Annotated in this window: 15 protein-coding genes; all 15 read left to right on the top strand. The window is 30.4% G+C overall.

The annotated features are described in order from the left end of the window. The first annotated feature begins 8 nt into the window (after positions 1 to 8). The 15 genes from ACFSW4_RS09900 (at position 9) to ACFSW4_RS09830 (ending at position 20,308) form a co-directional block, all read left to right on the top strand. Positions 9 to 1,826, top strand: coding sequence for a polysaccharide biosynthesis protein (locus ACFSW4_RS09900; protein ID WP_377328992.1), 1,818 nt, complete (start codon positions 9 to 11; stop codon positions 1,824 to 1,826). 18 nt (positions 1,827 to 1,844) lie between these two features. Continuing rightward, positions 1,845 to 2,780, top strand: a complete 936-nt coding sequence (locus ACFSW4_RS09895; protein ID WP_377328990.1) for a GumC family protein — start codon at positions 1,845 to 1,847, stop codon at positions 2,778 to 2,780. 434 nt (positions 2,781 to 3,214) lie between these two features. Then, positions 3,215 to 3,832, top strand: coding sequence for a sugar transferase (locus ACFSW4_RS09890; RefSeq protein WP_054754556.1), 618 nt, complete (start codon positions 3,215 to 3,217; stop codon positions 3,830 to 3,832). 9 nt (positions 3,833 to 3,841) lie between these two features. Then, positions 3,842 to 4,459 carry an acetyltransferase gene (locus ACFSW4_RS09885; RefSeq protein ID WP_377328988.1) on the top strand — a complete coding sequence of 206 codons (618 nt, stop codon included), beginning with the start codon at positions 3,842 to 3,844 and terminating at the stop codon, positions 4,457 to 4,459. Positions 4,460 to 4,560: 101 nt separating this feature from the next. Continuing rightward, positions 4,561 to 5,808 carry a glycosyltransferase family 4 protein gene (locus tag ACFSW4_RS09880; protein ID WP_377328986.1) on the top strand — a complete coding sequence of 416 codons (1,248 nt, stop codon included), beginning with the start codon at positions 4,561 to 4,563 and terminating at the stop codon, positions 5,806 to 5,808. 13 nt (positions 5,809 to 5,821) lie between these two features. Then, positions 5,822 to 7,141 carry a nucleotide sugar dehydrogenase gene (locus ACFSW4_RS09875; protein WP_377328984.1) on the top strand — a complete coding sequence of 440 codons (1,320 nt, stop codon included), beginning with the start codon at positions 5,822 to 5,824 and terminating at the stop codon, positions 7,139 to 7,141. 16 nt (positions 7,142 to 7,157) lie between these two features. Beyond that, a complete protein-coding gene (locus ACFSW4_RS09870) occupies positions 7,158 to 8,264 on the top strand; it encodes a glycosyltransferase family 4 protein (protein ID WP_377328982.1) in 1,107 nt (368 codons plus the stop codon). A gap of 356 nt (positions 8,265 to 8,620) precedes the next feature. After that, the gene (locus tag ACFSW4_RS09865) at positions 8,621 to 9,883 is read left to right on the top strand and encodes an O-antigen ligase family protein (RefSeq protein WP_377328980.1); all 1,263 of its coding nucleotides are present in this window, start codon (positions 8,621 to 8,623) and stop codon (positions 9,881 to 9,883) included. Positions 9,884 to 9,949: 66 nt separating this feature from the next. Then, the gene (locus ACFSW4_RS09860) at positions 9,950 to 11,131 is read left to right on the top strand and encodes a glycosyltransferase (protein ID WP_377328978.1); all 1,182 of its coding nucleotides are present in this window, start codon (positions 9,950 to 9,952) and stop codon (positions 11,129 to 11,131) included. Between the two features lie 702 nt (positions 11,132 to 11,833). Continuing rightward, a complete protein-coding gene (locus ACFSW4_RS09855; RefSeq protein ID WP_377328977.1) occupies positions 11,834 to 12,703 on the top strand; it encodes a sulfotransferase family protein in 870 nt (289 codons plus the stop codon). Between the two features lie 68 nt (positions 12,704 to 12,771). After that, entirely contained in the window at positions 12,772 to 13,644 is an 873-nt protein-coding gene (locus ACFSW4_RS09850) for a sulfotransferase family protein (RefSeq protein WP_377328975.1), read from the top strand. Between the two features lie 335 nt (positions 13,645 to 13,979). Continuing rightward, entirely contained in the window at positions 13,980 to 15,485 is a 1,506-nt protein-coding gene (locus ACFSW4_RS09845; RefSeq protein ID WP_377328973.1) for a flippase, read from the top strand. Positions 15,486 to 15,536: 51 nt separating this feature from the next. Next, entirely contained in the window at positions 15,537 to 16,235 is a 699-nt protein-coding gene (locus ACFSW4_RS09840) for a sulfotransferase family 2 domain-containing protein (RefSeq protein WP_054754526.1), read from the top strand. 135 nt (positions 16,236 to 16,370) lie between these two features. Next, complete coding sequence (locus tag ACFSW4_RS09835) at positions 16,371 to 17,513, top strand: aminotransferase class I/II-fold pyridoxal phosphate-dependent enzyme (protein ID WP_377328971.1); 1,143 nt, start codon at positions 16,371 to 16,373, stop codon at positions 17,511 to 17,513. Between the two features lie 110 nt (positions 17,514 to 17,623). Next, entirely contained in the window at positions 17,624 to 20,308 is a 2,685-nt protein-coding gene (locus ACFSW4_RS09830; protein ID WP_377328969.1) for a M14 family zinc carboxypeptidase, read from the top strand. Positions 20,309 to 20,371: the final 63 nt, after the last annotated feature.

The following is a 20,371-nucleotide window of genomic DNA, read 5'->3' as shown; positions in this document are numbered from 1 at the left end:
GCAAAACCATGACTTATAGGTATAGGCTTTTAGCACTATTATTCGTGGACTCTTTTATCGTTATAACGGCAATATTCTTAAGTTCTTATTTGTTATATGACACATTCTTCATAAGGCAAGAAGCCCTAATCCTTTCATCATTCACACTACTTATTTGCCATCACATTTTTGCCATGTTTTATGGGCTTTATCAAAAAGCTTGGGAATACGCTAGTATTGGAGAGCTTAAAGGAATCTTTAATGCTGTCACGTTATCGATCTTAGTGACAGGATTCATTCAATACTTCGTGTTTGAAGGGATACTACTTAGAGCTTTAGTCGTTACTTGGATGTTACATATTCTATTAATTGGTGGTTCTAGATTCTCTTGGCGTGTATTCCGTGACCAATATTTTAATGTGAAAAGGGATTTAAGAAGAACGTTAATTATTGGTGCAGGTGATGCGGGAAGTATGGTCGCACGTCAGTTAATAAATAACAAAGATACGGAACTAAAACCAGTAGCCTTTATAGATGATGATCCAAATAAAGCTAAATTACAGGTGTATGGCGTAAGAGTGGTAGGCACGTCAGATGAGATTGAAAAAGTGATAGACAATTTTCGAATTGAACATGTGATTATTGCGATTCCATCACTGGATAAAAAAGGCCTTAATGACATCTTTGAAAAATGTGTTAATACGAAGGTTAAAACTCAGATACTACCAAAAATTGAAGATATTATTTCTGGTAAAGTATCCGTTAATCAATTTAGAGATGTGCAGGTGGAAGACTTATTAGGACGTGAACCAATAGAATTAGATATTGAATCAATCTCTGAATCTATTACAAACCAGACGGTGTTAGTTACAGGTGCTGGTGGTTCAATAGGATCTGAGATTTGTAGACAGGTCTCCAAATTTGACCCAGCTAAGGTTATTTTATTAGGGCATGGGGAGAACAGTATCTATCAAATAGATATGGAACTACGTCAAAAGCACGGAACACAATTTGAAATCATTCCAGTTATCGCAGATATACAAGATCGTGATCGCATTTATGACGTGTTTGAAAACTATCAACCTGATGTCGTGTACCATGCAGCTGCGCATAAGCACGTTCCGTTAATGGAGTTCAACCCTAGGGAAGCGATTAAAAATAACGTATTTGGAACAAAGAATGTTTCAGATGCTGCCGACCATGTAAGTGTTGGAACATTTGTATTGGTATCATCTGATAAGGCTGTGAATCCAACGAATGTTATGGGAGCTACTAAACGGGTTGCTGAAATGGTTATTCAAGCTAAAAGTAAAGTGAGCTCTACTAAGTTTGTTGCGGTCAGGTTTGGAAATGTACTAGGTAGCCGCGGTAGTGTCATCCCATTATTTAAAAAGCAAATTCAACTGGGAGGTCCTGTGACAGTTACGGACCCTGAAATGACGCGTTACTTTATGACCATTCCTGAAGCTTCAAGATTAGTTATACAAGCTGGATCTTTAGCGCGTGGTGGTGAGATCTTTGTGCTTGATATGGGAGAGCCAGTTAAGATAGTCGAGTTAGCTGAAAATTTAATTCGTTTGTCAGGTTTTAATTTAGAAGATATCGGAATTAAATATACAGGGATTAGGCCAGGTGAGAAAATGTATGAAGAGTTGCTTGGTGAAGATGAAGTAACGAACAAAGAAATCTTCCCTAAAATATATATAGGTAAAGCGACTTTTAATAAAAACATTAATATTGAAACCGAAATAAAGAAACTGGTTGAATCGGAAGAGAAAGAATTAAAGTCTAAAGTAATGAGATTAATAAAAAGAGATGAAAAGAATATTTATTCTATTTCTAACTAGATAAGGCGGGGAATACACTTGGAACAGGAAATTAGTTTAAGAGAGATTATAGAAACATTATGGAAAGGAAAGTGGATTATAGCTAGTATAACAGCAATTGCAGTTTTGTTAGCAGCATTATATAGCTTTGTGATGGTGATTCCTACATATGAATCAAAAAGCTCAGTGATTATTAATAATACAGACCTACCTATAGGTTCACTAACTGAATACACCAATAATTCCACTTCAAGAGATGTAGTTGTTGAAGTCATGAAATCTCCTGAAGTGCTACAAAGCACAATTGAGGAACTTAAATTAGAGCGAAGTGTTTCATCATTGCAAGGTAGTCTTAATGTTACTAAGCCAAAAAATAATGAATTATTAATCAATCTTTCTATTCAAGGATCTAATCGGGATTTGATTGCAAAAATACTAGAAGCTGTTGTCACAAACACTAAAAAACATATAAGCTCTAATCTTTCAGATTATATTACTTCCTATAAATCTATGTATGAAAATAAACTAAAAGAGCAAGAAGAGTCCCTGGATGAGTATTTAAGTGAATATAACAAACTGGAAGACTCGGAAGGATTACCATTGCTTGTTTTATTCCAACAAAATGCGAGTGATTCGCAATATGTATTAGAAGCTAATGAAAGTCTTTTACAGGAATTAAGAAATTTAGAGAAAATTACTCAAGTCGAATATGAACAAATAAACGCCAAAATTGATCAAGCAAATAATAAATATAAGCAGTATTATCAAAAATACGAAGATGCTTTATCTGCCGAAGATTTACAAATTGTAGATGAACGGGTAAATATTTTATCTAAACCGTATACACCATCTAGTCCTATTTCTCCTAATAAAATGTTGAATATAGGCGTTGCCTTAGTATCAGGGCTAATGCTTGGGGTTTTCATAGTTTTCATTAGAGATTACTGGAATCAAAGTAAGGGAGAGCAATTATAACCAAAGTCAAAAAAAACATTATAACAGTAGCAGTTTATTAACTCTATTCCTCCTCATTGTAACAGGCAGAGGTCAACGCGCCAAAGAAGGGTGAATTATTACAAAGTTAAGGTAAAGTAAATACAGGCTACTAGAAAAATTTGAAATTATGGGTCAATACGTCTTAAACAAAAAGTCATGGACCACTTAGGCCAACACAAAGTCTAAGCAGCTAACGAATCACAACTAACTGTTGCATTAAACGAACAATAATTCATTTACTGTTATGATTTTGTAGATCGTCTTTTGATGTTAGTGATATTAATGGATGCTTAAAGGCGACGATTCTAATGTCATTGGTTAGGCCAAGATGAAGTGAAAGAGGATAATTATGCTAAATACTAAAAAACTGTAAAGTTAAGTAGCAGATTGTAAAGGAGGAGTGATTAAGTGTGATGATAAGAAAATTGTATAGTTCATTATTTAAAAGAATACTAGATTTCACTATTGCTATAATAATTACATTGTTTTTAAGCCCACTTCTAATTTTATTAGCTATACTAATAAAAACTAAAATCGGTTCTCCTGTAATTTTTAAACAACAACGCCCTGGTTTAAATGAGACTATATTTACAATGTATAAATTTCGTACGATGACAAATGAAGTTGATGACAATGGTGAATTACTACCAGATGATATCCGTTTAACCAAATTTGGAAAAATTCTAAGGTCAACATCACTTGACGAACTACCTGAATTATTTAATATTCTTAAAGGTGACATGTCTATCGTGGGCCCCAGACCATTATTAGTGGAATATTTAAATTTATATAATGATTATCAACGAAGAAGACATGAAGTAAGACCTGGTTTAACCGGGTTGGCTCAAGTTAACGGACGGAATTCCCTTGGTTGGCAAGAAAAATTCAAGTTAGATGTACAGTATGTTGATCAAGTGAGTTTAATTTTAGACATCAAAATCATGATACTAACGGTTTTAAAAGTTTTTCTAAGAGAAGGAATCACTTCTACAACGTCTAGTACTAACGAGAAATTTATCGGGAATGAATAGGTGATTGTTTTGAGTCGTGATTTAATCATTGTAGGTGCCAGCGGACATGGAAAAGTTGCTGTAGATGTAGCTAATCAAATGAACAAATGGGAAAACATTTATTTTTTAGATGATAATGATAAGTTGAATGAAATAAATGGACATAAAGTAATTGGAAATATTGATAGTGCTAAAGAATATAAGAATGGTTATGACTTTTTCGTTGCCATAGGTGATAATTACATACGTCAAAAAGTATATAATTTCTTGGTTAAATTTGATGTAAACATTATTACATTAATTCACCCAAATAGCACTATAAGTGACAGTGTATTAATTGGTGAGGGTACAATTGTTATGCCTGGAGCTGTTATCAATGCTGATAGTACTGTTGGTAAGTGTTGCATTATAAATACTTCCGCATCAATAGATCATGATAATAGAATCAGAGATTTTGTACATATTTCACCTGGTTCAAATTTAGGTGGTAATGTAATAGTTGAGAATATGTCTTGGATTGGTATCGGAAGTACAATTTTAAATAATGTATGTATTGGTGAGGGTATAATTATTGGAGCAAGTAGCTTGGTTCTAAGATCAATTAAGGAATCGGGGACTTATGTAGGTATTCCGGTACAGAAAAAGTAATAAAACATACACAATACCTAAATAGATTCATTTAATGTTTAGGAGGACGGAATAGATTTTTAAATTTATATTAGCTTTTGTTAAGAAAGAAGTGCGTTATAATGAAAAAAAATATTTGGATACTTAATCATTATGCAACTGATATGTATTATAACGAAGGTGGACGTCATTATTCATTTGCATCTAACTTAAAGTCTAAAGACTATAACCCTGTAATATTCTGCGCTAATACAAGACATAATAATAATGATTATGTTGATACTGGAGAATCTTTATATGTAACAGAACACTCAAATGGTATTCCCTTTAATTTTGTAAAGACTCGACCTTATGAGGATAATGGAATTCAGCGAATTAAAAACATGCTTTCCTTCTATAAAAATGTTAAAAAAGCTGCAAAGCAGTATTCAAAAGTGAATTCTAAACCCGATATCATAATTGCTTCGAGTGTTCACCCACTAGCGTTAATAGCAGGGGTAAAATTGGCTAAATACTATAATATACCTTGCATAACTGAAGTAAGGGATTTATGGCCAGAGAGTTTAGTAGCCTATGGTGTAATTAAGCCCAATAATATATTAACTAAATTACTATATAAAGGTGAAAAATGGATATACAAAAAATCAAATAGAATAATAATGACTTGGCCTGGTGGAGGAAAGTATATAGAAGATAAGGGTTGGAGTAATGATATTAACTTAAATAATGTACATCATATAAGTAATGGAGTGGAGCTTGAAACCTTTGATTATAACTGTGAAAACTATGAATATATTGACTCTGATTTAGACAATAGGAATCAAAAGAATATTGTTTATACTGGTTCAATAAGAAAAGTAAATAATATAAATAACCTATTAGATGTTGCTAAATTAATTAAGCATGAAGGTAAGAACGATATCAGATTTTTAATATTTGGTAATGGCAACGAACTTGAGAACCTCATAGACCGTTGTAACAGAGAAGGAATAAATAATGTTATATTCAAAGGTAGAGTAGATAAAAAGTTTATTCCATCTATATTGACAAAATCCACTATTAATATATTGCATAATTCTAGCACTTCACTAGATAAGTATGGACAAAGTCAAAACAAATTGTTTGAGTACTTAGCAGCTGGAAATCCTATTGTTCAGACTTATACTACTGGTTTTAGTGTCTATCAGAAATATAATTGTGGTTTAAGTTCTAGCAACCAACATCCAAGTGACATAGCTCAAAACATATTATATTTAATAGAAAACAGAGAAAAGCGTCAATTTTTAGGTGAAAATGCACGAAAGGCATCTTATGATTTTGATTATAAAGAGTTAACTAATAAGTTGATTGAATTAATAGAGAGTACTTAAAGGGGAGATCACCATGAGTTTAGTTGAAGGTATATTAAATAAATATGAAAAATTATCAGTAATCGGTCTAGGCTATGTAGGTTTACCAATAGCTGTAGCTTTTGCAAATAAAGTAGATGTTATAGGATTTGATATAAATAAGTCTAAAATAGACCAATATCGATCAGGAATTGATCCAACCGAAGAGGTTGGTAATCAAAAAATTAAAGACACATCAATCGAATTTACTGATGATGAATCAAAGATAAAAGAAGCAAGGTTCCATATTGTTTCTGTTCCAACTCCGATTAAACCTGACAAAACACCTGACTTGTCTCCAATTGAAGGGGCAAGTAAAGTAATTGGTAGAAATTTAACTAAAGGATCAATTGTTGTATATGAATCAACTGTTTACCCAGGTGTTACAGAGGATGTGTGCATTCCAATCTTGGAGAAGGAATCGGGTTTGAAATGTGGTGTGGATTTTAAGGTTGGTTATTCACCTGAAAGAATTAATCCTGGTGATAAAGTTAATACATTGGAAAAGATAGTTAAAATTGTTTCAGCAATTGATGAAGAAACCTTGGATGAAATTGCACAAGTTTATGAACTTGTTATTGACGCTGGGGTACATAGAGCAAAGTCAATAAAAGTTGCTGAAGCTGCAAAAGTAGTTGAAAATAGCCAACGTGATATAAACATTGCATTCATGAACGAGTTAGCTATGGTTTTTGACCGAATGGGCATTGATTCAACAGATGTTGTGGAGGCAATGAACACAAAATGGAATGCCTTAGGGTTTACTCCAGGTCTTGTTGGTGGCCATTGTATTGGTGTTGATCCCTATTACTTTATTTACGAAGCAGAAAAACTTGGGTATCATAGTCAAATTGTACTCTCAGGACGTAAAATTAATGATAGCATGGGTGAATTCGTAGCTGATGCAATAATAAAAAAATTAATTAAAACAAATAAAGTTGTTAAACAAGCTAAAGTAGCTATTTTAGGTTTGACTTTTAAAGAAAATACACCAGATACACGAAATTCTAAAGTCATTGATATTGTCTATGGATTAAATGAGTTTGGAATTGAACCAGAAATTGTGGATCCAGTAGCAAATCCTGAAGAAGTATATCAAGAATATGGTCTTGAATTAACTTCTATGGATCAACTAAATGATCTCGATTGTATTGTACTAGCGGTTGCACATGATCAATTTAAGGATATGGATTTATCTGTATTTAACAAATTATTTGCTAATGTTTCCAATGAAAACAAGGTGATTATTGATGTTAAAAGCGTTTTGGACAGAGAATCAATAGAGGCCGAGGGATTTGAATATTGGAGACTGTAGAAGAGAGTGAAATTAATTGAAAGTATTACATATAAATTCATATTATAGTACAAGCTCATTTTATAAAAATATGTACGATAAGCAAAAAGAACAAGGGTTAGATATTGATGTGTTTGTTCCAGTTGCTAAAGGTTTTGAAATAAATCGAAATTTAGGAGACTACACAATAATTAGCGAAAACCATAAAAAATACGATCGTTATATATTTCACTTAAAGCAAAAAAAAATCCTAAAAGACATTCAATTTAAATACGATGTAACAAATTATTCTATACTACATGCACATTCATTGTTCACTAATGGTTATATTGCCTTTAAACTGTTCAAGAAATATCGGACACCATACGTTGTCGCTGTTCGGAATACTGATGTTAATTTGTTTTTCAAAAAAATGATACATCTTAGGAAATTAGGAATTAAAATTTTAAAACATGCTCATAAAATTATTTTCATTTCACCTCCTTACAAGGAAAAAGTTCTTAGTCAATTCATTCCCAAATCATTAAAGGATGAGATTGAAAATAAAACACATATCATACCAAACGGTGTCGATGATTTTTGGTTAAAAAATAAGAATAATCCTAAAACAAAAAGTGAAAATGACATTAAAATTCTGCATGTTGGAGACGTAAACAATAATAAGAATGTTTTGTCTACAGCAAAAGCGGTTGAAAAGTTAATTGATAATGGATATGAATGTGAATTTACGGTAGTGGGTAAAGTAATGGATCATAATGTGTATAAAAATCTTATAAAACATAGGTTTATTAAATATCTACCACCTGTTAGTAGAAAAATAGAATTGTTAGAGATATATCGAGCTAATGATATTTTAGTAGTGCCTTCATTTAAAGAAACATTTGGAATAGTATACCCGGAAGCAATGAGCCAAGGTTTACCAGTAATTTATTCAAAAGGGCAAGGCTTTGATGGTCACTTTAGTGATGGGGAGGTTGGGAAAAAAGTAACATCAAATGACGAAAAAGAGATTGCAAGTAAGATTAAGGATATCTTAAGTGTATACAAGCAGATATCTGAGACATGTTTGGTAAACTCGGAACGTTTTAAATGGAAAACGATTTCTAATGAATACAATAAAATTTATGATGAGGTAATAAAATAGTAATCATAACATTATATTTGGGAAATATGTTACTTATAATCAAGAATACTCAAATGCGCTAACGAACAATTGATATAACTCCTTAAATGGGCAGAGCTTAAATCGAGTTTTCATTTTAACTACTTGATGAAAAACAAATAGAATGGTTTCGTCCCGCTAATTTAATACGGACTGTTTTTAGGGTGTTCTATGTATCGAACATCTTAAAATTTACTAGATTTAAAGTATTCTCATCTGTTGGATTAAATTTGTGTACTTGGAGAATACTGTGTTAATTTAACTTTATACAAATAATGTTTTTGAATTGATTACCAAATCTTAAACTATAAACATATTAGATAAGGATTAATGTTACTATGGTTAAAAATGTTAAAGATGTAGCATACTTTTGCATAATTACTTCCCTACTGGGAGCAACAACAATATCAGTTGATCTTGTATTTTTTCAATTTTCTCTATTTAGAATCACTTTTTTAATACTTATGATTTTCACTTTTGTGATTCTGTGGGTAAGAAATGATAAATTTACTATAAATAAAAAGAATAGTCAAAGTTATTCAATAATGTTTTTTATATTTTGGTTTTTTTATTCTATAATCACAATTGCATGGGTCGAGGATTATGCTTCATGGATTCAAGACCTATATTTTATTGGACTCGCAACTTTTCTAATAATTTCATTTAGTTACATATTTAATAACGTTAATGATATATTAGTGGGCTTTAGATTATTCTCTATTATGAGCATTTTTCATATAATTATTGGAATTTATGAAATATTCACTAACAATTACTTTTTTTTAAATGAAGATAGAGTTCCTATATATTCTGTATATGATCATCCTGTATCAATTTTTAATAACACAAATAATTATGCTACTTTTATTACGTTTGCTATATTCACTTTAGCGATTTGTTTTAAAAATACATCCAGTTTTATCGCTAAGTTAATTTACGTAGTTTTTATTTTTTTAAGTGTTTATACATTAATTATGACTTCTTCTAGGGCCAATATTATAGGATTAGTGATCGGAATAGTTGTATTTTTTATTATAACAATTTTTATACAAAGAAAAGCTAAGGTACTATATGGACTAATGGTTTTAATATTGATGATTTTTGCAGTATCATCTGTGTTTATTTCAGATATTGTTGAATATTTAACAAATAATTTGACTTTTGATTTTTCTGCAGAAACGGGATCAATATACATACGTGAGAATTTATATAAAAATGCTTTAATCTTCTTATTTGAAACTTTTGGTTTTGGCACTGGCACTGGTAATTTAGAGTACTGGATGATGAATTATAGTACATTTCAAACAGACAGTGTTTTAGCTGTACACAATTGGTGGATTGAAATTTTATCTACTTATGGTGTTTTAACTTTTCTCTTATACGTTATATTTTATTACAAACTCGTTAAAGATCTTATTATAAATATAGTAAAATCAAAAAATGAAGTAATAACTTCTATCTCTATTGGCTTATTATGTATAATGTCTTCTTTTACAATTAATTCATTGAGCTCTAGTACTCTAATTAGCAGTGAATGGATGTGGGTGTTCTGGGCTATAATAATAAGCTTTCAGGGATTAACTTATGAAGAGAGACGCTGATTCAGACTAAAATTCATATTTATTTACTTAATAACTTTTATTAATAATAAACGGTCGGTGGTATTAGTGAAAATTTTTTATATTACAAGTTTAGATTCACAAAAAACGGGAGGGTTAATTAACGCAACATTTGAACGTGTAAAAAGACATGCTGAATATAATGATGTTTTTATCGTAAACAATAACTACTACAAAACTACTTTTATAAATTTTTTGCTTAAAATATTTAATAAAGATTCATCAATTGACACAAAACTTATGGATAAAAATGAAATTAATGGGCTGGCAATCTACAATCAAAATATTCGAATATCTTTATTTAAATACATAAAAAGGCTTTTACAAGGTAGTGATGCTGAAAGGATTGTTAAATTATACAAAGAAAAGCAATATAGAGAGATCATTGATTCGAATGTTATTCATGCCCACTGGGGGATGCCTCACGGGTATATTGCTTATCTTTTAGGTAAGGAATTTAAAATACCTTACTTTATCACTTTACATGGTAGTGATGTAAACAGTGTTAAAGAGAAAAATTTGAGTAAATTAATTACTGCATTAGAAAATGCCGATAAATGTTTTTTCGTTAGTGAGGAGTTGTTAAATTCAGCTATTAATAAAGGTTATTCAGGTAAGAATGCGGTGATTACTTATAATGGCGTTGATACTGAAAAATTTTATTTGAAGAATGAATTTAATAAAAAATTTAAAAAAATAGGGTATGTAGGCTCTTTAGAATACAAAAAGGGTGCAGATTTACTTCCGAAAATATTTAGTAATATTCATATGAGATACCCTAGTACTAGATTTAAAATAGTTGGCGATGGCCCTTTAAAACTCTCGCTAAAAAAAGAAATTTCTAATTTAGGTATTGAAGATATAGTTGAGTTTACTGGCAATGTAGACAAAGATTCTGTTCCTATATTTTTAAATGACGTAGATTTAGTAGTAATACCTAGCCGAATGGAAGGTCTAGGTATGGTTGTTTTGGAAGCGAATGCTATGGGGATTCCAGTTGTAGGTAGTAATGTAGGGGGAATTCCTGAAGCTGTAGGGAATTATAAGAATGTGTTTAATCTAGACAATTATTTTATATTTAATATTAGCAAAAGATCAATTGAAATTTTAAAAAATGAAGATTATAAAAATAATGCTAGGTTGCTAAGAAATAGAGTAGAGGATTCTTTTAATTGGGATTCAATAGTAAGTATTGAGCAGAAGTTTTATGAATTATCAATTAAAGATTAACAATGATAGTAATACAATGGAATTAGGATTAGTATTTATAGGTATAACTATAGGATTATTATTTGGTCTAGGGCATGGAAGTGCAACTAAATTCCCAGGCACTAATATTTCTGAACATTATTATATAGATACATAAGTTATTCACCTTAGTTTACACTCATGGGCTTGTTAGTTATATACCTAAATATCTTGAATTTATAACAAGAAATTTAGAAATAAGAACTATTTTATAGCTATAGTCTAAATAGAAACGTGTATTGTTTCTATTTAAAGTGCATATTACTTATCATTAGTCTTAATAGATTTACACTTATTATATAAATCTATTATAAAAATAAATTAGTTAGTTCCAGTTAAACCAGTCAAAATTAAATGTTCTTTGTCTTTTACTATTCACAGTTTTTTGCGTTCTATTACAAAATATGCGATATTTTGATGAGTGGCTATTTTAAAGAAGGCAGTGAATAGTATATACAAAATTGCTTCCTATTAGATGTAATGTTGTAGCCTCAATAAAATATTTACTTATAATTTGGATTATCTATTATTCTTTCTTTTTTCTTTAGAAATTTTTTAATCTAAATCCAGTTATTGAATTTATTCTAATTAAAGTTATATAGTATTATCGATCAAATGAAAAAATTGAATTTATATAAAATGCTTAATCAAGAGGTATATGAGAGGTTTGAATTGGAGGTTATTATGAAAAAAGCTAATTTGTTTGTTATTGGTGCTTCTAAATGTGGCACTACGAGTTTATATGAAATATTAAAAGAGCATCCAAATATATGTATGTCTAACTTAAAAGAAACTGGATATTTTGCAAAGAAGACTAATCACAGAAAAAATGTAAATTATGAAAGTTATTATTATCACTATGATGATGAAAAAGTAATAGGTGAAGTTAGTCCAATTTATAGTGAGTTAAATGTAGTACCTTGGGTTCCAAGAGAAATCCACAATTATAATTCAGATGCCAAAATCATCTATATTATAAGAAATCCAATTAAGAGGATGGAATCTGTATGGAAACAAACAATGAGTACAGGGCATTGGAGAGAGAAAATATATGAACAAAAGTTTGGGGTAAATATTAATATAATGCCTTTAGACTTTAAAAAAGCTATATTTAATTATCCCCCTTTTCTCGAGGCCTCGAAATATTGGGAACAAATACAGGAATATAGGAAGTTTTTTAATGATAATCAAATTAAAGTAATTTTATTTGAGGATTTTGTAAACGATCCTGATGGAGTAATGGCTAATATTTATGATTTCCTTGGAGTAGAGAAAGTTGATGTAAGTAACCAAGATGTACATTTGAATCCAAGTCAAGGGAAAACTATGATAAATCCAAAATATAAAAAAGTATCTAAATTACTCCAAGAAATAAATAAAAGACTCAAAATGCCTTACATAATAAAAAGATTCGTAAAATCTAAAGTTTCTAAGCCTATTCCCCAAAATACAATTGAGGGTAATTTAAAAAAAGATATATTAAATATATTAGAAGAAGATATAATAAAGGTTTTATCTTATGCCGACAAGAATATAAATTATTGGAAATTTTAAATTGAATATTGATTGTATATTAAATTAAGTTGAAATTATTGTATGTAATAAAGGAGAATAATAAATACATGAATAAAAAAATACCAGATTTTTTTATCATTGGTGCAGCAAAGTCAGGTACGACTTCGCTGTATGAATATTTGAAACAACATCCACAAATATATTTCCCAGAAAGAAAAGAACCACACTTTTTTGGGAATATGAAGCCTGGTGGTGAGCATGTAAATAACATTAATGAATATTTAAAGATGTTTGAAGATGCACCTGATAATACTGTTATCGGAGAAGCTTCTACATCTTATTTGTATTCATCTGATGCTGCAAATAAAATTAAAAAATTTAATAATAATGCAAAAATTATTGTAATGTTAAGAAATCCAGTTGATCGTGCTTACTCTATGTACCGACATCAAGTTCGAAACGGTTCAGAAAACCTTTCATTTGAAGAAGGATTGAAGGCAGAGGAAAGTAGAATATTAAAAGGTTGGAAATATGGTTTTCATTATTTTGCAGGTGGAAAATACTCCTGGCAAATAGAGAACTATTTTGATTTCTTTGGTGATAATAATGTAAAGGTTTTTTTGTTTGAAGACTTTAAAGAAAATCCGTATGCTACATTATTTGATATTTTTAATTTTCTGAATGTTGAACATGAAGTAAAAATAAATACCGAAAAAGTACATAACGTCAGTAATAAACCTAAGAGTAAGAAATTAAATTACTTGTTGAATCAAAAGAACCTATTAAAAGAATTGCTAAAAAAAATAATCCCTGAATTTCACAGAAAAAGGTTAAAAAAATATTTAATAACAAAAAATATGTCAGACCATTATGATAAAATGAGTGAAAAGACTAGAAATCATTTGATTAATGAATATAAAGAGGAAATCAATTATTTAGAAAAGTTGCTTGATAGAGATTTATCGCTGTGGAAAAGATAGATTGTACTCAATAAATAAAGTAAACTAATGTTTTGCAATTGCAAATTGTTTAACATTTTGTCGAAGGCGAGACGATAATAGGTTATATTTACTATAAGAAATTTGCAGATGCTTTATATAGTTATAATCCAAATGGAAATTAAATATTTACATTGAGAAATCTTGTTACGGGTCTTTTCTCCATCAATGAGAAAAGACACAAAGATATTTAATTAAATATTTTTATGATATAAAAAATCTGAGAATATAATAATAAGAGACTTAAATCTTTGGTTAAAGCTCTGAATAACTATTTTCATTTAGGTTTTAATTGATAATTCAAAAGGTGAATATTAATGTCAAAGGAAATTAAAAATGTTACAAAGCAATCTGGAATTGTATTTATAGGAAAGGTATTAGGTTTAGTATTAGGATTGATATTTAACGTTTTAGCTGCACGTTATTTAGGGGCAGAATTATTCGGGAAATTCACTTATATATTTACTTTTATTAGTTTTTTTCCAATAATAGCCCTATTGGGAATTCAACAAGGAATAGTCTATTATATACCGAAATTGGATGAAGAAAAAAACTATAAATTTAAAAGTGAAATTATAACTATAAGCTTTTTGATAGTTTCCTTAATTGGTGTAATATTATCATTTGTACTAATCTTAAATAGTGATTTTATATTGAATACTGTCTTAAATAGCAAAGAAGAAGCATACAATAGTATTTATTATTTAGTTGTTCCACTTATTGTTTTTTTAGCACTATCACAATTGGCACAGGGTGTGTTTAGAGGTGTGAAACACATTAAGCCGTTTGTAATTAATCAGGATTTTATTGTACCATTATTGAAAATTTTAGTTTTAGTGATTTCTATAATTTTTCTAGGTAATCAAATAGAAACAATAATTCTTTCTTTTTATGTTTCAATAATAATAGGTTGTTTATATTTGATTAATGCAATAAGAAAAAAAGATTTATTTGGTAAAATTTCTTTAGAATCAATGAAGAATTATAAGCAAGTGTTACTGTATTCATTTCCTTTGTTATTTACTGGATTTCTTGGATTCATAAGTCAAAAAACAGATGTTTTTATGATTGGGTATCTTCTTAATGATCAAGATGTTGGTGTTTATAGGATTGCTTTACAAATTGGAACTCTTAGCAGTTTTACTTTAGTTGCCTTCAATATGATATTTGCTCCTACTATTTCATCACTTTTTCATAAAGGAAATATTAAAGAACTAGAATTGATGTTTAAAACTATTACGAAATGGGTAGTCACTGTTAATTTACTTGCATTCGGATTAATTTTATTATTAAATGAAGAGATTATGCTTGTTTTCGGTTATGAGTTTTTATTTGGATCAACAGCTTTAGTGCTAGTAGCTATTGGTCAAGTTGTGAATGCAGGTGTAGGCTCTGCAGGGCAATTTTTGACAATGACGGGACACCCTTTTCTTACAATGATAATAAATTTTATGACAGTAATATTAAACATTTTTCTGAACTTAACATTTATTCCGAAATTCGGAATTGAAGGAGCGGCGCTGGCTTCATTAATGTCAGTTGCATTTGCTAACATTTTAAAACTGATCTTATTATATAGCATCCACCGAATCCAACCTTATGATAGATACTTTCTCAAAATGTTACTCAGTGTAAGTCTAAGTTTTATAGTAATCTACTTTTTAAAATTATTTATTGATTTTCATTTTATAATTAGTATCTTAATTCTTGCAATAGCCTACATAATGATTTTCCTAATATTATACTATTTTGTAGGGATGAATAATGAAGATAAACGTATTTTAAATGAAATCAACAAATATATTAAATTGAAATTGAAATAATAAATATTATTATTAAGTTAAACTATTAATTAATATTTTAGAGGTGATAGAATGATTGTTTCTCATAAACATAAGTTTATTTTTATAAAAACTAGAAAGACAGCTGGTACTAGTTTAGAAATAGCTTTGTCCAGGTATTGTGGTTCGAATGATATAATAACTCCTATTTCATCTATAGATGAAGAGTTAAGAAAGGATGAAGGGTTATACCCAATAAATTTTCTGAAATCATATAATGAACTAAATTTGAAAGAAAAATTCAATTATCATGTTAGAAAAAAAACACCCTTTAAATATTATAACCATATGCCCGCCGAAGAAGTAAAAAACTTTATAGGTAATGACAAATGGCATGATTACTTTAAGTTTTCAATCGATAGAAATCCATGGGATAAGGTTGTTTCACTATATCATTATGAAGTGGGAAAAAGTAAACAGGAATTAACTTTTGCAGAGTGGTTTAAAAAAGGAAACTATGCTAAAGCATATAATTATCCATTGTATTCAAGTTCAAATGGTGAAATTTTGTTAGATTATATTTGTAATTATGAAAATTTAAATGAAGAGCTACAATTTATTCAAAATAAACTAGATTTTGATATTGTTAGTTTTATGCCAAGGGCTAAAAGTGAATTTCGAACAAATAAAAAAGATTTGAGTTCTTATTATAATTCTGAAATGTCCTATATTGTTACAAATTACTTTAAAAATGAAATAGATCTACATGGGTACGAAAAACCTTTTAAGTAAATTATTTGCTAGACTTAAAAAGTATATACGAAAGATATATGTGCAAGGGATTGATACGATAGTAAAGAGCATAATTTAAGTATGTTAAAGCAAGCTTTTAAGATGAACTAATTATAACATGAAATGAGGAATTACATGGAACGCGTATTTTTATCAAGCCCGCATATGTCTGGTAATGAACAAAAATATATTCAAGAAGCATTTGATCTTAATTGGATCGCTCCATTAGGAAATAACGTGGATGGTTTTGAAAAAGAGTTGTCGGAATATAATTCTATTAATCATGCAGCAGTTGTTTCATCTGGAACAGCAGCTATTCATTTGGCATTGAAGCTATTGGATGTTCAACCAGAGGATACCGTTTTCTGTTCCTCTTTAACATTTGTAGCAACTGTTAACCCTGTGCTATATGAGGGTGCTACACCAGTATTCATTGATTCAGAGCCGGATACTTGGAACATGTCTCCAGTAGCTATAGAACACGCGTTAGTGGATGCTAAACGTGATGGGAATTTGCCTAAAGCTGTTATTGTCGTTAATTTATACGGCCAAAGCGCGAAAATGGATGAAATTATAACTGTTTGTAATAGATATAATGTTCCGGTTATTGAAGATGCTGCTGAATCATTAGGAAGCGAATACAAAGGTCAAAAGAGTGGTACCTTTGGCCAGTTTGGGATTTACTCATTTAATGGTAATAAGATTATTACAACATCAGGTGGGGGAGCCCTAGTTTCCAATGATGAGGAATCTATTCAAAAAGCTCGTTTTCTAGCAACACAGGCTCGTGACCCTGCCGTTCACTATCAGCATAGTGAAGTTGGTTATAACTATCGAATGAGTAATATCGTAGCTGGAATTGGTAGAGGACAGTTAGAAGTCTTAGATGAACGTGTGAATCAAAGACGATCTGTATTTAATAATTATTATGAAGCTTTTAAGGATATTCAAGGCATTGAGTTCCAGCCTGAATTAAAAGATACACGTTCCAATCGTTGGTTAACGGCATTGACCATTAATCCTGAAAAAGCGGGTATCACTCGCAATGACATTATTCATGCATTAGATGAACAGAATATAGAAGCTAGACCAGTATGGAAACCAATGCATTTACAGCCACTATTTGAGGGTTGTAAATATTATAGTCATCATAATAATGAAAGTATTTCCGACCAACTTTTTGAAAATGGTTTATGCCTACCTTCAGGGTCTAATATGAGTGAAGAAACACAAGACAAAATTATTAAATTAATACTAGATCTATTGCCAACTGATTAATTCAGTTGGTTTTTTTATACTGCAATTTCAGAAAAATCCTATTACTCTATTAAAATTAAATCGTAACTAAAGTATAATAGAATTAAAAGTCTTGTAATAGGAGAGAGATCATGAAGAAATTCTTGTTTGTGTTATTTTTTACTGGGATGTTATTTAGTTTTCTTCAAGGGGTGAGTGCTGAAGAAGCTGAAAGTGAGGTATTAATTTTAGAGGAGTCAAATGTTTATAGCGAGAACAGTAAGGATTCTACTATACTAAAAACATTTGAGAAAGGCTCAATCGTAAAAGTACATTCTTCTGAGTTTAAAAACTGGTTTTTAATTAGTTTAAACGATGAAGAAAAAGGTCAAGTAGAAGGATATATACATAAAGATAACATTGAGGTTATAGACAAGGAACAAGAGTTAAAATCAGGATACTCAAAAGGAACGCCTATTTATCAAAATCCAAACCAAGGTTCTAAAGTGTTAAAGGAATATAATGAAGGGAAGCTATTATATTATAAAACGTTCACATCAAACTGGTATGAAGCATTAGTTTATGTGGACGGAGAGGCTGCTACAGGTTATATACACAAAGGTGATATAGAATACCCTGTTGAAGATCAAAAAAGTTTAACCGGTATTGCGTTAAATAAAAGTACAAATGTTTATAGTGAACCGATGAAATCAAGTTCAACTTTAAAAAGTTATAGGCAAGGTAAATTGTTGTATTTCAAGACGTATTTAGATCAATGGTACGAAGCATTAGTTTATGTAGATGGAGAAGCTCAATCAGGCTACATACACGTTAATGATGTTGAAATTCCGACAAATAATCCTGAGTTACTTCAGGGCGTGGCGATGACCAGCCCAACAAACATTTATACAATGGCATCCAAATCTAGTGATGTTCTAAAAAACTATGATAAAGGGTCAGTTCTTTATTATAAAACATATATAAATGGTTGGTATGAGGCAATTGTCTATGTGAATGGCTCTAAACGAATAGGGTACATCTCAGCATCTGATGTAGAAGAACCGACTGATCAACCAGTTAATCTATCTGGAATTGCATTAAAGCAGAAAACAAATGTGTATTCTAGTTTAAATGACGACTCAAGAGTATTAAAAGATTATTCCCAAGGATCTAAACTCTACTATCAGACTTACTTAAATGGCTGGTATAAAGCAATCGTCTACGTAAACGGTGAGAGAAAAACTGGCTATATTAAGGCGAGTGATGTAGAACAACCTGTTGAGAATCAAGAAAATCTAAAAGGTGTAGCTGTCAAAGATCGGGTTTACGTTTATGACCGTCCAAGTCGTCAATCAGGTCAGTTAAAATCTTATAGAGCAGGTAAACTACTTTATTATAAAACTTATTTAAACAATTGGTACGAAGCGTTAGTCTATGTCAATGGCAAACCGAAAACAGGTTATATTCATAAGTCAGATGTAGAAGAACCTGTAGAGAATCAAAAGAGTTTAAAGGGTTATGCTTATAACTCAACTGTTCATGTGTACAAGCTCCCGAGTAAAGGGGCAAGTTCACTAAAATCATATCGTGAAGGCAAGTTATTATATTATAAAACGTATTTAAAAAATTGGTATGAAGCTATAGTTTATGTTAATAATAAGCGAACAACAGGTTATATTTATAAATCGGATGTTATTAATCAAAATGCGAAGCAAGATCTAGTTGAAGGTTATGCTTCTAAAGAAAAAACTTACGTGTATAAGAGTACTAGTAAAAATTCTAAAAAATTAAAGGGTTATGATTTCAACTCTAAATTGATCTTTAAAACATTTACTCGCAATTGGTATGAAGCTATCGTGTTTGTAGATGGAGAGCGACACAAAGGTTATATTTCAAAAGACGATATTTCTTTAGATAAATTTACGTTTAATTCAATCGTGAATCCTAAGACTGAGTACTCTTATAATCAAATGGTCTCGGATATTAAAAAGCTTGAAAACACATATCCTCATTTAATTGAAGCGGAGGTCATTGGCCGGTCTAATGATGGACGTAAAATTTATGCAGTTAAAATAGGGAAGGGATCTAATGATACACTTGTTACAGCATCTATTCATGCTAGAGAGTGGATTTCTACTAATCTAGTTATGGAACAGATTGATTCCTATGCTGAGGCTTATATGAAAGATAATCGTATTAGTGGAGTGGATGTGAAGGACACTTTAAATGATGTAACTCTACATTTTATTACGATGGTCAACCCAGATGGTGTTACGTTGGTCCAAGAAGGAGCTTATGCACTAAGTAATACGTCACAGCTATTGAATATCAATAATGGGAGCAATGATTTTAAACACTGGAAATCAAATGGACGTGGAGTCGATATCAATCGAAACTTCTCGGTAGGTTGGGATAATGCGGGTAGTTATCCAGATAATCCTTCGTCTCAATTTTACAAAGGGCCAAGCCCAGTGAGTGAACCTGAGTCATTAGCTTTAGTAAATTATGCTAGTCGACATAATTTTAATGGTGCAATTAGTTATCATTCTTCAGGTCAATTAATTTATTGGGATGGTTCTGCTAGAGGGGCGAATCATTCAGAAACTAGAAGAATAGCCAATATTGCAGGTAATAAAACTGGTTACACTGTTATCAGAGAAATTGATCAATATTTAGGACATTTTTCAGATTGGTTTGCGTACCATATTAATGAGCCGTTTATTACGCCAGAATTATCTCCATCAGTAGGTGACAGACCTGTTCCATTAAGTCATTTTAATGATATCTGGGACGAAAATGATACGTTACCATTAATTATTGCGAATGAATTGAAATAAGTTACAAGTCCACCTTTAGGGTGGGCTTTTTCTTTTGTTGAATTGTATTTATTAGAGGAAAAA

The sequence above is a fragment of the Piscibacillus salipiscarius genome (genome assembly GCF_042685285.1).
In the GTDB taxonomy this organism is placed as follows: Bacteria; Bacillota; Bacilli; order Bacillales; family Alkalibacillaceae; genus Piscibacillus; species Piscibacillus salipiscarius.
The sequence above is the reverse complement of the archived record's forward strand: the minus strand, read 5'-3'. Positions and strand labels throughout refer to the sequence as shown.

What these genes read in the sequence shown, in the direction of transcription:
- ACFSW4_RS09900 (WP_377328992.1), top strand. Translation starts at nt 9, where the DNA reads ATGACTTATAGGTATAGGCTTTTAGCACTATTATTCGTGGACTCTTTT.
- ACFSW4_RS09890 (WP_054754556.1), top strand. Translation starts at nt 3,215, where the DNA reads ATGATAAGAAAATTGTATAGTTCATTATTTAAAAGAATACTAGATTTC.
- ACFSW4_RS09880 (WP_377328986.1), top strand. Translation starts at nt 4,561, where the DNA reads ATGAAAAAAAATATTTGGATACTTAATCATTATGCAACTGATATGTAT.
- ACFSW4_RS09875 (WP_377328984.1), top strand. Translation starts at nt 5,822, where the DNA reads ATGAGTTTAGTTGAAGGTATATTAAATAAATATGAAAAATTATCAGTA.
- ACFSW4_RS09865 (WP_377328980.1), top strand. Translation starts at nt 8,621, where the DNA reads ATGGTTAAAAATGTTAAAGATGTAGCATACTTTTGCATAATTACTTCC.
- ACFSW4_RS09855 (WP_377328977.1), top strand. Translation starts at nt 11,834, where the DNA reads ATGAAAAAAGCTAATTTGTTTGTTATTGGTGCTTCTAAATGTGGCACT.
- ACFSW4_RS09850 (WP_377328975.1), top strand. Translation starts at nt 12,772, where the DNA reads ATGAATAAAAAAATACCAGATTTTTTTATCATTGGTGCAGCAAAGTCA.
- ACFSW4_RS09845 (WP_377328973.1), top strand. Translation starts at nt 13,980, where the DNA reads ATGTCAAAGGAAATTAAAAATGTTACAAAGCAATCTGGAATTGTATTT.
- ACFSW4_RS09840 (WP_054754526.1), top strand. Translation starts at nt 15,537, where the DNA reads ATGATTGTTTCTCATAAACATAAGTTTATTTTTATAAAAACTAGAAAG.
- ACFSW4_RS09835 (WP_377328971.1), top strand. Translation starts at nt 16,371, where the DNA reads ATGGAACGCGTATTTTTATCAAGCCCGCATATGTCTGGTAATGAACAA.
- ACFSW4_RS09830 (WP_377328969.1), top strand. Translation starts at nt 17,624, where the DNA reads ATGAAGAAATTCTTGTTTGTGTTATTTTTTACTGGGATGTTATTTAGT.